This window comes from bacterium (assembly GCA_023382385.1).
GTDB lineage: Bacteria > Electryoneota > RPQS01 > RPQS01 > RPQS01 > JABWCQ01.
This window is the reverse complement of the sequence record JAHDVH010000006.1, coordinates 38,958-54,736: the sequence shown is the minus strand read 5'-3', so window position 1 is coordinate 54,736 and position 15,779 is coordinate 38,958. Positions and strand designations below refer to the sequence as shown.

Sequence of the window (15,779 nt, the reverse complement as noted above, 5' to 3'; positions counted from 1 at the left end):
TGCACTCCTTGCGCTTTATCCACAGTTATAATTCTTCAACTTATACAGCAGCGAGCGGTGGGAAATTTCCAGCAGTTTTGCCGCACGCGTTCGATTGTTTCCTGCTAACTTCAATGCTCGCTTTATCAATGCGCTTTCAATTTCCGGCACTAATTGAGCGAGGGCTTGCTTTATGCTAAGTGCGTCGTCCGGAAGCGTAACAGACAATTCGTCTGCTTCAACACGAGACGAGGTTGAACGGGGAAGTTCTATTTGTGCTCCGCCGTAGAGGATCACAGATCGTTCTACAGCGTTCTCCAGCTCCCTGACGTTTCCAGGCCACATGTAGGTCAGGAGCCGTTCAACGGAATCTTGGGACAGGCCGTCAATGCCCCGATCAATTCCTGCCTCGAGCAGAAAGTGATTGACAAGCGGAAGAATGTCTTCCCTACGATCTCGGAGAGGTGGCACATGCAGCGGGACTACATTTAGTCGATAGAATAAGTCCTCTCGGAAACGGCCAGAGGAGACGTCGTGCTCGATATCTCTTGAAGTGGTCGCGATGATTCGAGCGTCCGTCTGGCATTCATCGACTGCCCCAACCCGACGAAACGTTCCCTCTTGCAGCACTCGTAGCAGTTTGGCTTGGGCTCCCATCGGTAATTCGCCAATCTCATCAAGGACAAGCGTCCCGCCCCGTGCCTCATCGAAGTATCCCGGCTTGTCTCTGACCGCTCCGCTGAATGCTCCTCTTACGTGACCGAACAGCTCTGACTCAAAGAGCGTCTCCGGCAAGGCCGCGCAGTTCACAGAAACGAAAGAGTGGTTGCGCATGCCTCCATTTAGGTGAATCGCTTTGGCAACAACGTTTTTCCCCGTACCCGACTCGCCGCTGATTAATACTGTTGTTCGATAGGGTGCTATGCGTTCAGCTTTTCTCAAAAGCTCTCGCATCGCTGCAGATTCCGCTACAACGAACGCCCTTTCCAGTTCAGATACCTTGCCCGCGTTCAATCAAGTGCTCCGGGAACTTTTCCCTTGTTATCTTTATGCCCATGAAACTGTTTGCAAGGCATGTGCCATGCCGCGTAATGTCGGTATCTATTTGTTTTTTTGATTTTTCTGTTGCCTGTTGTCTCATAGAACCAGCGGCCCTGCAACTTGTTTCGCAGTTTCTTGCCCACCATACGCAAGGCCGACGATCGAACTTGCATGTTGCAAAACGAAAACCCGCGACTTTGGTCGCGGGTTTTCGTTTCAACGCTTTGCGCTTTACTGGATACCTTCGGGAGTCGCAGTAAGCGTCGTTCCACCGTTGTCGTGACAAACGACATCAATCGAATAGGACGTCGGGCTTGCCGCACCGTCGTAAGTATAGGTGAAGCTCGCGAAATTGTCGCCCGTCGGCAGCGACATATACGGGTTCCCTTGCGGATCGACCAACACGGTCGGTGCAGTCGCTAACGTCAGCGCGCCCGGATAGTCGGCGTTGTCAATTTCGAACATTCCCAGGGCCTGACGGAACAGGTCAAGGTCAGCGCGAGCGGCACCGACACGCGCGCGATCCTGCGCACCCATAAAGCGCGGTACGGCAACGGCAGCCAGAATACCGATAATCACGATCACGACCAAGAGTTCAATGAGCGTGAATCCCTTCTGGTTCTTCTTGTTACGGATTGCTTTCAGCATGATTTTCTCCTAACTTGGCTTAAACGGACACTTGGTGATACTTCCACGTTCAGCACTGATTCAAGCAACGTGTATGCCACACCAAGCGCTTTGACTGCAACTATACTTTTCAATGACTTGCACTATTACTGACTCCTTGCAAATTGCGAGACGTTGGACTTTGGAACTGTCATCCGCAACATCGGTTTGCCAACCGCCACTTCTTCCCTATTGCGGTGGCCTGATACCATACCTCTGAAGCCTCCTATATATAGTCGACGGATCAATTCCAAGAATCTCTGAGGCTCGTTTCTTCTGCCAGCCAGTTTCTTCGAGGACCTGCAGCAAGTAAGACTTCTCCATTTCGTCCAATGTCTGGTTTGCCAATGAACGCGCCTGTGCTGCCGCCACTCGCTGTTCTGCACCCACGATTCGTGCGGGTAGACTGGCAACATCTATCAGCTCGTGATCACTCAAAATCACAAGCCTCTCAATGGTATTCTCAAGCTCACGAACATTCCCGGGCCACGAGTAATGCAACAGCTTTCGCTGCGCTTCCGGCGAAAACCGACGCTTGGGCACTGAGATCTTGCGGCACGATCGCTCGAGAAAATACTCAGCAAGATCCGCTATGTCGTCCGGACGTTCTCTTAGCGGCTTTATGTGTATCGGAATCACCGAGAGTCTGTAGTACAGGTCTGGCCGAAACTCACCGGTATGCTGCTTCTGATCCAAGTCCGCGTTTGTTGCAGCAATTACCCGTACGTCTATCTTGATCGGTTTCGTCGCACCAATCGGCAGAATCTCCCGCTCCTGCAGGGCGCGCAAGAGCTTCACTTGCAGGGAAGGCGACATGTCGCCGATTTCGTCCAGAAACAGCGTGCCTCCGTTGGCTACCTTGAACAGGCCGTCCTTGTCTCGCACGGCTCCTGTAAAGCTGCCGCGTCGGTGCCCGAACAGCTCGCTCTCAAGCAAAGTGTCAGGCAGAGCAGCACAATTGACTGTGACGAACTCACCTCGCGAGCGTTCCGAGTAGTAGTGAAGAACCTGCGCGATAAGCTCCTTGCCTGTTCCAGACTCGCCGGTGATCAGAATTGTCGAGTCCGATGGTGCGACTCGCCTGACCAGTTCAAGCATACTTTGCGTCTCTGAAGAGCTCCCGATGATCTTCGGTTCGCCTGACTCGACGGCAAGCTGTGCTTTGAGGCGCCTGTTCTCGCGCTTGAGGTGAATGCTGTCCACCGCCTTGCGCAATACGACTTGGATCTCTTGCACGTGCAGCGGCTTCGTTATGTAGTCCATCGCCCCAAGCCGGAGTGCGTCAACTGCTGTCTCTAACGAAGCGAACGCCGTCATCACAATCACTCCCAGCTGCGGATCGCGCTCCTTGATCCTGCGCAGAAGCTCCAGACCGTCAAGTTCCGGCATCCTCAAATCTGTGATGACCAGCAGATACACTTCCTCTTCCAGTGCCGCGAGAGCTTCTTGCGCTGAGTTGACTTTCGTAACTCGGAAGCCTTCTTCTCGAACTACTTCTTCCAAGTACGACAGCAGCGCTGGCTCGTCATCTACCAGCAGGATCTTTTCACGTAACATGTTCATTTACTCCGTAGACCTGCAAGTTGTTACTTAATGGCACCGATCATGTCGAACATCGGCAGATACATCGATACAAGCAGACCACCAATTACAATACCCATCAACACGATGACAATCGGTTCAATCAATGACGTCATTGCCGCTACAGCCGCATCGACTTCCTCATCGTAGAAGTCCGCAATCTTCTCTAACATCTCTGCCAACCGCCCGGTTTGTTCACCGACCGCAATGAGCTGACACACCATGGCCGGAAACACGGCTGTCTCGAGCAACGGTTGCGTGATATTGCGTCCTTCGCTGACTTCCTTCCTGACCTTTTCGACTGCGCGCTGAATGACGACGTTGCCCGCAGTCCGCGCAGTTATCTCGAGTCCATGCAGAATTGGAACACCGGACGAGATCAATACCCCAAGCGTCCGCGTAAACCTCGCTACGGCGGACTTCCTGATCACTCCCCCAATGACGGGTGTCTTTAACAGGAACTTATCCACCGTGGCGCGACCGTTCTGCGTCTTGTGCCATCGACGAAATATGAAGAAGCCTACGACTGCAACACCGAGCGCAGGAAAGAACGTCTGCTGAACAATGTTCGAGAGCGTGAGCACAAACTGCGTCGGTTTTGGCAGATCCGCACCCAAATCCTTGAACATGTTTGCAAACACTGGAATGACCTTCATGAGCAGGAAGATCGTTGCTCCTATTGCTACGCAGGCAATCACCGATGGATAGATCATCGCACCTTTTACCTTCCGGCGCAGGGCATCGGCCTTCTCGAGGTAGACAGCGAGTCGATTGAAGACCATGGCTAAAGCACCACCGGTTTCGCCCGCATTCACCATGTGCACAAACAGATTGTCAAACACATCCTTGTGTTTGCTCATCGCTTCGGACAAGGATTCTCCGCCTGCCACTTGGTTGTGAACTTCCGCAATTGTCCTACGAAATCTTTTGTTCTGCATTTGATCAACAAGAATCTGCAGACACTGGTCGATCGGAAGACCTGCGTTGATCATCGTTCCGAATAGGCGCGCGAATATCTTCAGGTCCTTTACGCCAACTCCGCCGCCAATACCGCCGACCTTGATATCCTTGGGCTTTGAGCGAAGTTCCTGTACTACGATTCGCCGCTGGCGAAGTTTGGATATCGCTTCCTGCTTGTCTTGAGCCTCGATCTCGCCATTAATCTGTTTCGATCCGGCGCCGCGGCCTGTGTAGAGGTATACTGGCATAAGTCTTCCGCGCTTAACGTGTTTGTGGAGTTGGCCGGCCCGGAACGTTCACTGATTGTTGCCCGGTTCCGCCAATCATCCTTTGAAGTTCCTCAGGATTGTTAGCTACCATAAGCGCGCGTTCAGGACTGATTTGCTTCGTCATGACAAGATCGTAAAGTGACATATTAAGCGTCTGCATGCCGTACTTCTGAGACACCTGTATGATTCCGTACATCTCATGCACCTTGCTTTCTCGAATAAGTGCACGAATTGCAGGTGTCAGAATCATTACCTCCGCAGATAGCACCACGCCTTGTCCCGACTTTCGAGGTATGAGCTTCTGTGTCATCACTGCTTCCAAGGACATCGAGAGCTGTGCTCTGACCTGACCCTGCTGATGAGGAGGAAACACGTCGATGATTCTATTCACCGACTCCGTTGCAGAATTCGTGTGAAGCGTTGCAAAGACAAGGTGACCGGTCTCTGCAGCCGTCAGTGCAGCCTGAATCGTTTCTTGATCGCGCATTTCACCGACGAGAATGACGTCAGGATCCTGGCGGAGCACATACTTCAGTGCTGTTGCAAAGCTTTTAGTATCGGCGCCGACTTCCCGTTGATTGATGAGTGCTCGTTTGTGAGAGTGAACGTATTCGACCGGGTCCTCTACAGTTATGATGTGGACTGGTCTTTCGGTGTTTATGCGATCAATGATCGCCGCCAGGCTCGTTGACTTTCCTGACCCGGTCGGCCCAGTTACAAGGATCAATCCCTTTGGTTTGTTCGAGAATGTTTGGCAGATCCTCGGCAGACGCAGTTGTTCGATCGGCGGAATCTGATACGGAATCGCACGCACAACTGTCGTCAGGGAGCCGCGCTGAAAGAAAACATTTCCGCGGAACCGCGAGAGACCTTCGATGCCGAAAGCAAAGTCAACCTCAAATTCAAGCTCCAGTCGCTTCTGCTGCTTGTCCGTCAGAATGCTGTATGACAATGCCCGGCAGTCTTCCGGAGTCAAGGGATCGTATTTTAGCGGGACCAATTGTTGATCCACTCTTACGCGCGGTGGACTATTCACCGTGAGATGCAGGTCGCTTCCCTTTGAGTGAATCAGCTCCTCAAGCAGTTTCCGAACATCAAGTTTGCCGGTCATCTGATGCTCCCAAGTTTATGCGGTAATCTGCGATGCTTCTTCATGCTTGACTAATCCTAGTCCCTTGTTGCTAATCATGCGTCGAATATGGTCGACTTTGTTGGCGTACTCCGTGAGCGCACAACGCGTTTGAAAAGTAAGGTTCTTTTCAGAGTTCGCGTCGTAAGCTTCTACTGTAATAACGGCGCGGGCTACTGGTTTGGACCATGCTCCGTTGCTTGAATCACCGGCATCCTCGCGAAGCAAGCCGTACTTTAGTGTTGTTATTCCCAAGCTGATAGCTTGGTTTAGAAACTCCTGTAGCCTCTCGTCACTAACCTCCACAGATGACGTCCGGACCTCTGACGGCAACACCCTGTAAAGAGGAGTTCCTTCAATCTCGATCGGAATTCGAACAGGTGCGCTTCGAGGTTCCCACAGTTGAGAGGATCGCTCGTCAATGAGCATCGATCCCGCCGGACTCTTCCAGGCGCACTGACTCGCTCTCCGAACGAGCGACGAGCCGCGGACACAACGTGAAGAGCCGGCAGCCAGCACATCCACGCCTGTCGCTAATCCGAGCTTGAGAGAGATTCGATGCGACTCGTTGCTGATCTTCCCATTGATTTCTGCCAGACCGGTAAGTAACTGCGTTGCGGCAACGGAAGCTCCGCTCACGTCGCGATGCAATAGTACCGTGACCTCCGGGGTGAACGCCAGCAACAGCCCGCCGCCGGCCGCAGCACTCTCATTATAGTGGCGGCGGAGCTCTCGAACGATCGGACCCAGCGTCTGCCGCTGCATGACAGTCAGAAGCTTTTGCTCTGTCTGGATAGCAAGAACTGAATACTCTCGCTTGAACTTCGCCTTTCGACGCTCAATCTCCGTCTCAAGGAAAAGGAGTTCATCGAGAGACAGTCGCTCGAGGTACAGTTGTAGCCGTCTGCCCATCGTTAATGGCCCTCTCCCGTTATTCTCAAAACTTCTTCAATTGTTGTCACGCCGTTCTTGAACTTCTCGACCGCATCCATCCGCAAGGTCAGCATGCCCTCTTTTACCGCAAGTTCTTCAATTTCGTGCGTGTTCTTCCCTTCAAGTACCATTTCCCGGAGCCTTGGCGTCATCGGCATGACCTCATAGATTCCCGTACGTCCCCGATACCCTGTGCTGTTGCATTCCAGGCAGCCGGCGCCATGATAGAACGTGTGGCCTTTGTAGTGTTCGGGATCCATCCCGACTTCGCGCAGAGCTTCGGGATGAACTTCGACCGGAATCTTGCACTTCTTGCAGATCTTGCGAAGCAGACGCTGTGCAACCACGAGATTGACCGATGAGGACACAAGAAATCTCTCCAATCCCATATCCACCATACGTGTAATGGTGGCCGCTGCGGAATTCGTGTGCAGAGTGGACAACACCAAGTGGCCCGTCAGTGCGGCTCGCACCGCGATTGAACCCGTCTCCTGATCACGAATCTCACCAATCATGATGATATCCGGGTCTTGTCGCAGGAATGCCTTCAATGCCGTAGCGAAGGTGAGATTCACTTCTTCCTTCACTTGAACCTGATTCAGTCCCGCAAAATTGTACTCTACGGGATCTTCCGCGGTCATCGTGTTTACTGTTGGAGTATTGATCTTGGACAATACGCTGTAAAGCGTCGTCGTCTTTCCTGATCCTGTCGGACCTGTGACGAGGATCAGCCCGTGCGGACTTCGAATTGCCTTTTCAAAGTCTGCGTACGCTTTTTCTGAAAAGCCGAACGCAGTCAGATCGAGCGTAAGATTGGACTTGTCCAGAATACGCATCACGATCTTCTCGCCAAACAGTGTTGGGAGTGTCGATACTCGCAAGTCGACTGTTCGTTCGCCAAGCTTCATCTTGATATGGCCGTCCTGCGGCACGCGCCGCTCTGCAATGTTAAGCTTGGCCATAATCTTGATGCGCGATGAAATTGCCGCCTTCAAGTGGTTCGGCGGAGACATCACCTCGACCAGTACTCCGTCAATACGGAATCGTACGCGAAATTGCGTTTCATAGGGTTCGAGATGAATATCCGATGCCTGCTTGTTGATCGCGTCGGTTAGAATGCCGTCCACCAGCTTGACAACCGGCGCGGTCTCGACTTCTTCCTTAAGCCTGTCAAGTTCCGGATCGTTGGACTGAGCGACCACTTCAACGCCGGTGTCGTCTCCCATGTCCGCCAGAATCTTGTTGAGCGTCCCACCCATCTGGTAGTAGCGCTCAATCGCACGCAGAAATTGAGTCTCCGTGCATACCACCGGCTGCACGTTGAAGCCGGTGATAAACTTGATGTCCTCAAGAACGAAATCAATACTCGGATCAACAAGGGCGACTCGCAAGGTCTTCCCCGAACGACTGAGCGGCAGAACCTGGTACTTCTGGATGAAATCCTTCGATAGCAGCTTGAGCACAGAATCTGGAACTTGAATTTTCTCAAGATCCACAAGCTCAAGGCTGTAATAGGTGCTAATGAACTGCGCAATCTGGTCTTCACTGACAACACCCAATTTTGTCAGTTCGGTGACAACCGAATTGCCCGAGTCCTTCTGACGCGACTTGAAGATCAGAAATTGTTCCTGCGTGATCAGCTCGTTGCTGATTAGCAAGTTGGGAAGCCGCGAACTCATATGTGCCGTTGCCTGCTGTTTTCTGTTGTCAACATGCTGTGCGGTGCCTTTTGCATCACGCCGAGAATTCGCAAAGTGCATGCCACGCTTTTGCGGAGCTTGCGGACTCGCGATGACGCTAAGTCCCCCGCCACACGTATTTCAGCGCGTTTTGTGCGGTTTCCGCGCTGAATGTGTTTGAGTTCGGCAACTGACTCAGCTATATTGCAAAAAGAGACCCGATGCTTGCGCATCGGGTCTTCAAGTAGTGGTTGAAGTTCTCCTGCTATCCGCTGTGCCGGATGACCAGAATGTCCCCGTCCTTCACGACGTATTCTTTCCCCTCGAGTCTGATCAATCCTTTCGTCCGGCAGCCTGCGTAACCGCTTTCACGCACAAAATCGTCGTAATGAACCACCTCCGCCCGAATGAATCCCTTGGCAAGGTCGCTGTGAATCACACCTGCCGCCTCCACCGCCGTCTCTCCAATGTGAATCGGCCACGCCCGTGTTTCCTTGTCGCCTGTTGTCAAGAAACTCTGTAAACCGAGCAGTTTGTAGCTGGCTTGGATGATTCGATCGCGCGCCGAAGTGGTGATTCCCAAATCGCTCATGAAAACTGCCCGCTCTTCGGCGTCGAGGCGTGCGATTTCTCCTTCGATACTCGCCGAAAGTCCGATCACAGCCATTCCGTCGTGGGCAAACGTCCCCGAGAGTTTAGCGGCCAATGCATCGGCATTACTCAAATCCCCTTCTGACAGATTCAACACGACGAGCATTGGCTTCTCACTCAATAGCTGAAATCCCCGTAGTGCTTTCTTTTCGTGGACACCAAGCTCGAGCACGCGCAACGGACGTCCCGCTTCAAGCTGCGCCTTGGCACGTTCGAGCACCTCAAGCTCCATAGTCTCCTGAGCGGTAGGAGACTTCACCCGCACCTGTTTCTGCAGCTTTTCGTGCCGCTTTTCAATCACGATCAGATCGCTGAAGATAAGTTCGTCTTGTATTCGGCGGATGTCGCGCGGCGGATCCGCCGATTCCAGCGCTCCAGCCAGCTCAAACCCGCGCACGACCAGCGCCAGCGCGTCAGCGTTCTTGAGTTCGCCCGAGAACACTCCCTCAAACCAGCTCTGCTTCGACGCGCCCTCCTCGAGTCCGGGCGTGTCGAGATACTCTACTGTCGTGTAGATAACCTTGCGCGACTCGCTCATCTCCGCAAGCTTGTCAACGCGCGCATCCGGAACTTGTGTCACCGCGCGCAGCGTCTCGCGCTTATGTAGCGCGTTTGGATCAGGCTCTGTGCCGGTCAAAAGATGGAAAACGGTGGTCTTCCCCGATTGCGGGGCACCGATGATGCCAATATTCATAAACGTGTGTTTGGAAAGTGTGTTTGTCAGCTTTGCCTGTGCCCTTAGCTGCGCTTCTCAGCCAACTACTGGTAGACAACTGCTGGCATAAGAGTCTTCAGTGATTCGAACTCGGAGCTGCCAAGGCCAATACGGCACCCTATTGCGACTGCATGGGGCATGGGATGAGCATTGAGTAGCTTGGTGAATGAATGGACGACTGATCGGCGGCACCGCTGCGGCTGAAGCAAATCAGCCCGCCCAAATCGGGCGGGCTGACCCGCTTCCCAGTCTCCCGGAGGGAGATTTATTCACACAAATTTGCCAGCCGGATATAGGCTTCTTCCACCGAGCGCATTTCGGCATACAGCGCATGTGACGGACCGCCGTAGCTCAGCTTGTGCAGCTCCCTGCAACTGCGCACGAGATCACTCGCCGCCTTGTTGTAGAAGTGCCGCTGATACTTCGAGCCACCATCAAGCGAGCCTTTCACTTCACGCGCGTAATCCAGCAATTCGGCCGAATATTCACGAAGATAAGCCGACTCTGCCGTGTGGCGCGCTTCAACCATCGGAATCAGTTTGTGCCAGAACGCTTCCAGTGCAGGCGGAGCCGCATGAGGCAGATAGTGCGCATTGTTAAAACTGTATCCCCAGTCCGGCGAAGCGTAGGGGTCTTCGTTGGCCCACGCTGCACAGGTCAGCAGGGTCACACAGAGTAGTAATTGACTGATAGTCTTCATTCTAATTCCTTACCGATGACTCGCGGTTCCACTCGGCTAACCTCTGAAGATACAAACCTCTTGCGAACAATGCAAGCCTCCCGGCTATCTTGTCGCACTGCCCCACTCCGGCGAATTCGCAAGGCTCGGGCCAAACCTCAGAACATGGCTGCGACGGCCGCCGGAGACTTCGCCCGCGGATGGGAACCCGGCGGGAAGACCGTGTCCACTTCAATTGTCTCTACAGGGTCTCTGAGTGCTTCTTCCAGCGCGCAGATAGCAACCTCGCACATGGCACCCTCCGGCTCCTTGGTTGTGATCTTCTGCAGCCAAAGTCCGGGTTGTATTAGTGCATTGACAATCGGATTCCGCACGTGCTTGGCCGAAAACCGCAGAAACTCATAGGACAGGCCGGCGACCAGCGGAATCAGCGGGAGGTGCGCCAGCAATCGGGTCAGCGTGTTCCTGTAAGGCCCCCAGAACGTCACCACAAGGCTGTCTACGGCCACAAAGAAGATAATCGCGGAAATGGCCACAATCAGCAGAAAACTCGTCCCACAGCGCGGATGAAAGCGGGTCTGCTTCAAAACCTGCGACGCCTCGAGCGTTTGACCCTGCTCGTAGGCGAAAATCGTCTTGTGCTCCGAACCATGGTATTGGAAAACGCGGTAAATGTCCTTGAACTTCGAGATCACCCACATGTAGCCGACCAGCGCCGCGATTCGCCCCGCACCCGCCACCAAGTGAAATGGAACTTGGTTTTCTTCGCCGCCGACCAGCAGCTTCGCAAGGAGATAAGGCAAGTACATGAACATGCCCAACCCTACCGCGATGGCCGTTACGGTCGACAGCAGTCCCAACAGCCGCTCCCAAAGCGAGGGCTGCTTCTGTGCCACAGATTGATCCGGATCGGATTGCTCGGCCGACCAGTTCAGCGCGTCAATCCCGATCTTCAGTGCCTCCACCATTCCAATCGCACCTCGAACAACAGGAAGTCCATAGAACTTATTCCGCCGTGTGATGGGATGATACGGGTATGCCCTCAAGGCTATCCCCCCGTCCGGCTTGCGTGCCGCCATCGCCACTCTGTGCGGACTGCGCATCATCACACCTTCGATCAGGGCCTGTCCGCCCATGGCCAATTCGGCGGACATTTCCCGCCGATTCGTGCTATTTTGATTCATTTTAATGCCTTGTGAGCGACCCCTAAAATGTGCAAAAGGCGGCATCTCCCGCGAGACACCGCCCAGCTACTTAGCTTAGGAACAGGCTATTTCTGTGCAAATTTCTGATATTTCTTAAGAAACTTATCCACGCGGCCTGCCGTATCTACCAATTTCTGCTGACCCGTGAAAAATGGGTGGCAGGCATTGCAGATTTCCACTTTCATGATGTCTTCATTACGGTTAGCGCGCGTCTGGAAGCTGTTTCCGCAGGCGCACTCCACCGTAACCAGTCTGTATGTCGGATGAATATCGGGTTTCATATCCAGTTTCCTCGAATTTGAACGCGGAATATACACATAAATACCGGCTTTGTCAACTGCCTCGCGTGTTGCCGACTCGCGATCCGCCCTGGTCCGTTTAGTTGTGCGTTTTTCCGCACAGCAAAGGTAACATAGACCAGCAATTGCACTACTATTCTAACTTAAAGCATTGTATTATTAGTGTTTATCAATCAGAGCTGCTTACGTACTGTCATGGCCTCGCGGTCCACAAGTCTTGGTTGCGATTGCGAGTGATGCAGCTCAAACGCCTATGTTAACGTGCCCAAGATTCATCGAATCTGGACTACTGACTACCTCCAAGGCTTGATTGCGAATCGCTTCTGCTTGCCACAACAGTCCGGCGGGCGATAACCCGATAGAAACGCTTCTCGTCCAAGCTGTAGCTCGTTGTAATCGTGTTCGAGGCAGTCGAGGCAAGGAACGAATAACCACCTTCGGAGTTCGTTGAACTCTGCACCTCATAGCTCGTCGCGAAAGGATTGCTGTTCCAGTTTAAGCGAAGCTGATTTCCTTCAACGACAATGGTCAGTTGCGGCGCAGCCAGTTCACCTAACTGAAATGTCCCGACGGCCGACCACGGCCCCGGTCCACAAGCATTCTCCGCGCGTGCCTTCCAGTACCATGTTCCCAGCGGCATGTAAAAGGAATTCGTGACACACGGGTCACTTTCTCCGTATCCGTAGGGGGAAGTGAAGGCTGGATCATCGTCCCACAAGAAATAGTAGAATGTCGCTCCGGGCAGCGTCGTGCAACAGTATTCGACCAATTCGCCGCTCAGCACCGCTGTGCCATTGGTTGGACTCGTCAACGACACTGCAGCTGTGATTGGCACAAGTTTCCTTCCGGAATCCGGCTGCGAAGCGACGCCTACCAGACATTCATTAATGGCCTGCAAACTGTACAAGTGCCAAGCGTTGTCAGACAATACATCCATGTACTCGAGTTCATCGGGGTCCGTCGACCCTGCATATAGCCCGTCCCGCAGGACTCTGTAGCCGAGCTGATCTTCTTCCGAATCGATCCACGTTATTCGCACGCCCGTGCAAAGGTTGTCGCTCGCCATTACCCCCTGCACAGGCGCGGGCTGCCCGCTTTGGAAGACAGAGAACACGTAGCTGCCAGCAGCATTATTGCCCTCAATTGTCACGAAAAAAGTGTCGGGCACAAGTGACAGACACATTTGCGACTGAAGTCCGCAATAGTTGTCGTTGAAGAACAGCGTGCCACCGCAGCGCATCGTGTCAATGTACATCCGTGTATCGAAGTTCGAGCCGCACAGCGAGAACATCCACCAACCCGCCTGTGGCAAGACGACTCTGACTTGCGCATCCTCTGTCGGCTCCAGATTGCAGTCGTTGCCCAGCCCGACAGTTGTTCCTGTGACCTGGCCGGGAGCCGTCAAAACGTGATCATAGCATGCCACCGGTTGCGAGCATGGTGTTCCATTGTCAGTAACGGTGATTCTGAAGCGTCCCGTGGACGCACCGTATCCATGTACCAGAATAAGATACTGTTCTCCCATGCGCGAGCACCAGCTCACCTCTGAAGCCAATGGGCTCCACGAGCAACTTGGAGTATCATCGTTTTCGCCTACGCAGACCATGCCGTCACACCCGCAAGTAAACACCGTCATACGCGTATCGAAATTGGTATAGTCAGGGGAACTGCATGTAGAGGCCGTCAACCTTCTGCCATTCCCTGTCGTGCCAAACCAAACGCCCGGTGCTGTCGCCGGAGTGGCGCAGGCGGGAAGCACGTCCAAGGTCGCGCATGTTGTTCGGCTGTCATAATAGCCGGGAATGTTGCCGATCCAATTTGATCCGGCGTATTCGCATTGGTCGTTCGGCGGGACGTAGTCCTCTGTGGTAACCCGGAACGAGAAAGTTGAAGGCGATGTGAGCGAGATTGGCAAAAAGTATTGACCGGGTTCCAGGCCGCGAAACGTCGTACTCGGCTCACCATCTTCACAGACAAGAAAGCTCAACTCATGCCGAGGAATCGGCGTCGTGCAGCACCCGTCGCGGAACAGGTAGGTCATACTGGGGACAACCGGAGGTGTGCCGCAATACTCCACCGTTACGTTCGCGCACTCATTCAAGAAGAACCAATACCACACCTCAGGATAGATATTTGTGGCACAGTCGAGTGTTGCTCCTACCGTTGTACCCTCAGTAAAGACAGGTGAATCGAGCGTGACTGGCAGGGCGTTCGCACACGCATCATTTACGAGTCCGCACGGACGCCAATTCACTTGAATCCGATAGTCCACGGGAATCGGCGCACCCGCAAAGTCATCAGGAGCGACGAACAGAACATATGTCCCGGGATTCACACAATATGAAGTCCGCAAAAAGTACGGACTGAAACAGCCGCCTGATGAGTAGTTCACGATGTACTGACCTGTGGTTGTGTCCCAGATCATGATCTGCAACGGGTATTCTTGATTCCAAAGGAACATCTCGAGCGTATCACGTTCTGTCAATGTAAAGAGATAGTGATCCGTATCCCGAGCGGGCGACCCGTTGTGCAAGTATGTGAATACACGACCGAAGATCATATTGCCGTTTTGCAGAGTACTGAATTGGTGAGGCGTGCTGTTCCATCCGCCATTCGGATCGTTCTGGTGAAAATTCAAATCTGCGCAGTTCTCAGCCACTTCAGGGATGTCGCCGGGCATGGAAATGACGTTGCAGGCGGGGCACTCGCTCGCAGTCAGCACGTAGTCTCCACAGTTTGAGCTGTAGCCATCTACTGCAATTAGATAGTGATGCCCCGCCTGTAACGGAACACACTCAAGCAGAGAGCGATAGGGTCCCCACGCGCAAGGGCAATTTGCCGCGTCATCGTTGCAGGCAATGATCGAATAGAAAGAGGAGTCGGTATCTGCTATGTAGAGCTTGGTATCGAAGGAGGAATGACATAAGCTGAATGTTACGTTCATGTTGCGGTTAGGCACTACTTGGTAGATGACATCTCCTGCCGTATCCTGTCCAGCGCAGTTGAATCCGTAGTCATCCTTGTAAATGCAAGTATTGCCCGTCGCCACACCGGGGACGTTCAGGGGAATGGCATATTCGCCGCGCTCGCCCGGAGGTCTCGGGCCGTCAATGCTAATCCAATACTCACCCGCATTTGTGCTGTAGCCGTCAATCCAGATTGTATACTGTGTGCCGGCATACATGTAAATGTCAAGTCGCGATTGCAACCCGCATCCGGAGTAGTCGTCGTTGCAAGCCAGCCAAGTGGTCCCGGGACACGGCCCCTCGTAAATTTCCAGAATTGTATCAAACGTCAACTGATACCCGCAAAGCGACACTGTTGTCCAACCTGTCACAGGTGGCATGTAGACGTACACGACGTCTGGAGCATTGCTGTAGGAACAGCTCGGTGTATGGTTGTTTGCCCTGCCAACCGTAGTACCGGTGTCAAAGAAATCCGTGTAGGTGATTACCGTCGTCGGACAATTGTCCGCCCCTTGATCAAGATGCGGGTCTCCTGGTTGACGTTGCACATCGCGTAGAATTAGATCAGAGGCGACCGAGTTTATCGGCGACGTTTGAGATACCGACACAGAACTGCCGGAAGTCGCTGGTCTATCGAGCTGTATAACTTGAATCGAATCGGGCAATGTCCCCTTGGAGCTTACCGTGCCGGCATTATTGTCAACAGCTCGAGCGGTTGCCTTCACTGTTGCTTCCTGCTGATTGTTGTCCGTCTTGGAAACTGTCTTCATCTTCTGAGCAACAGCAAGTGATGTCACTCCGGCCAAGACAATACATACTGTTATGACTATTTGCTTCATGGCTCCGCTCCTCGCACTGTGCTTCCCAAGAATAAACCACAAAAAAACGCGGCTGCCCTGCTCAATCGTGTTTAGGGAGTCGCGTGTCGATGTGAGGCATGAATCCGCCCCAATTCTGGAAGTTATTGCCTAATAATGCATCACGACGCAACGAAAGTCAAGTGAATATTCGGATTCCTGATAACTGA

The 15,779-nt window shown here is 53.2% G+C and carries 12 protein-coding genes; all 12 read right to left on the bottom strand.

Translation table 11 applies throughout. The features are described 5' to 3' along the window. Positions 1 to 15: 15 nt before the first annotated feature. The 12 genes from KJZ99_11790 to KJZ99_11735 all read right to left on the bottom strand — a co-directional run bounded on the left by KJZ99_11790 (position 16) and on the right by KJZ99_11735 (position 15,591). Positions 16 to 933: a sigma-54 dependent transcriptional regulator gene (locus KJZ99_11790; GenBank protein ID MCL4306583.1), complete on the bottom strand. Its 918-nt coding sequence runs from the start codon at positions 931 to 933 to the stop codon at positions 16 to 18. Between the two features lie 318 nt (positions 934 to 1,251). Further along, positions 1,252 to 1,668, bottom strand: a complete 417-nt coding sequence (locus KJZ99_11785) for a prepilin-type N-terminal cleavage/methylation domain-containing protein (protein ID MCL4306582.1) — start codon at positions 1,666 to 1,668, stop codon at positions 1,252 to 1,254. Positions 1,669 to 1,875: 207 nt separating this feature from the next. Next, entirely contained in the window at positions 1,876 to 3,243 is a 1,368-nt protein-coding gene (locus tag KJZ99_11780; GenBank protein ID MCL4306581.1) for a sigma-54 dependent transcriptional regulator, read from the bottom strand. Between the two features lie 29 nt (positions 3,244 to 3,272). Continuing rightward, positions 3,273 to 4,475: a type II secretion system F family protein gene (locus KJZ99_11775; protein ID MCL4306580.1), complete on the bottom strand. Its 1,203-nt coding sequence runs from the start codon at positions 4,473 to 4,475 to the stop codon at positions 3,273 to 3,275. A 13-nt stretch (positions 4,476 to 4,488) separates the two neighbouring features. Then, on the bottom strand, positions 4,489 to 5,607 hold the full coding sequence (locus KJZ99_11770; GenBank protein ID MCL4306579.1) for a type IV pilus twitching motility protein PilT: 1,119 nt from the start codon (positions 5,605 to 5,607) through the stop codon (positions 4,489 to 4,491). Positions 5,608 to 5,622: 15 nt separating this feature from the next. Beyond that, entirely contained in the window at positions 5,623 to 6,537 is a 915-nt protein-coding gene (locus KJZ99_11765; GenBank protein ID MCL4306578.1) for a hypothetical protein, read from the bottom strand. 2 nt (positions 6,538 to 6,539) lie between these two features. Beyond that, positions 6,540 to 8,237 carry a type IV-A pilus assembly ATPase PilB gene (gene pilB / locus KJZ99_11760; GenBank protein MCL4306577.1) on the bottom strand — a complete coding sequence of 566 codons (1,698 nt, stop codon included), beginning with the start codon at positions 8,235 to 8,237 and terminating at the stop codon, positions 6,540 to 6,542. A 265-nt stretch (positions 8,238 to 8,502) separates the two neighbouring features. Continuing rightward, entirely contained in the window at positions 8,503 to 9,582 is a 1,080-nt protein-coding gene (locus KJZ99_11755) for a YchF family ATPase (protein ID MCL4306576.1), read from the bottom strand. Positions 9,583 to 9,868: 286 nt separating this feature from the next. Next, on the bottom strand, positions 9,869 to 10,303 hold the full coding sequence (locus tag KJZ99_11750) for a hypothetical protein (protein ID MCL4306575.1): 435 nt from the start codon (positions 10,301 to 10,303) through the stop codon (positions 9,869 to 9,871). 137 nt (positions 10,304 to 10,440) lie between these two features. Further along, positions 10,441 to 11,466, bottom strand: a complete 1,026-nt coding sequence (locus tag KJZ99_11745; protein ID MCL4306574.1) for a DUF1385 domain-containing protein — start codon at positions 11,464 to 11,466, stop codon at positions 10,441 to 10,443. A gap of 86 nt (positions 11,467 to 11,552) precedes the next feature. Further along, on the bottom strand, positions 11,553 to 11,768 hold the full coding sequence (rpmE, locus tag KJZ99_11740; protein ID MCL4306573.1) for a 50S ribosomal protein L31: 216 nt from the start codon (positions 11,766 to 11,768) through the stop codon (positions 11,553 to 11,555). 304 nt (positions 11,769 to 12,072) lie between these two features. Next, positions 12,073 to 15,591 carry a hypothetical protein gene (locus tag KJZ99_11735; protein ID MCL4306572.1) on the bottom strand — a complete coding sequence of 1,173 codons (3,519 nt, stop codon included), beginning with the start codon at positions 15,589 to 15,591 and terminating at the stop codon, positions 12,073 to 12,075. Between the last annotated feature and the right edge of the window lie 188 nt (positions 15,592 to 15,779).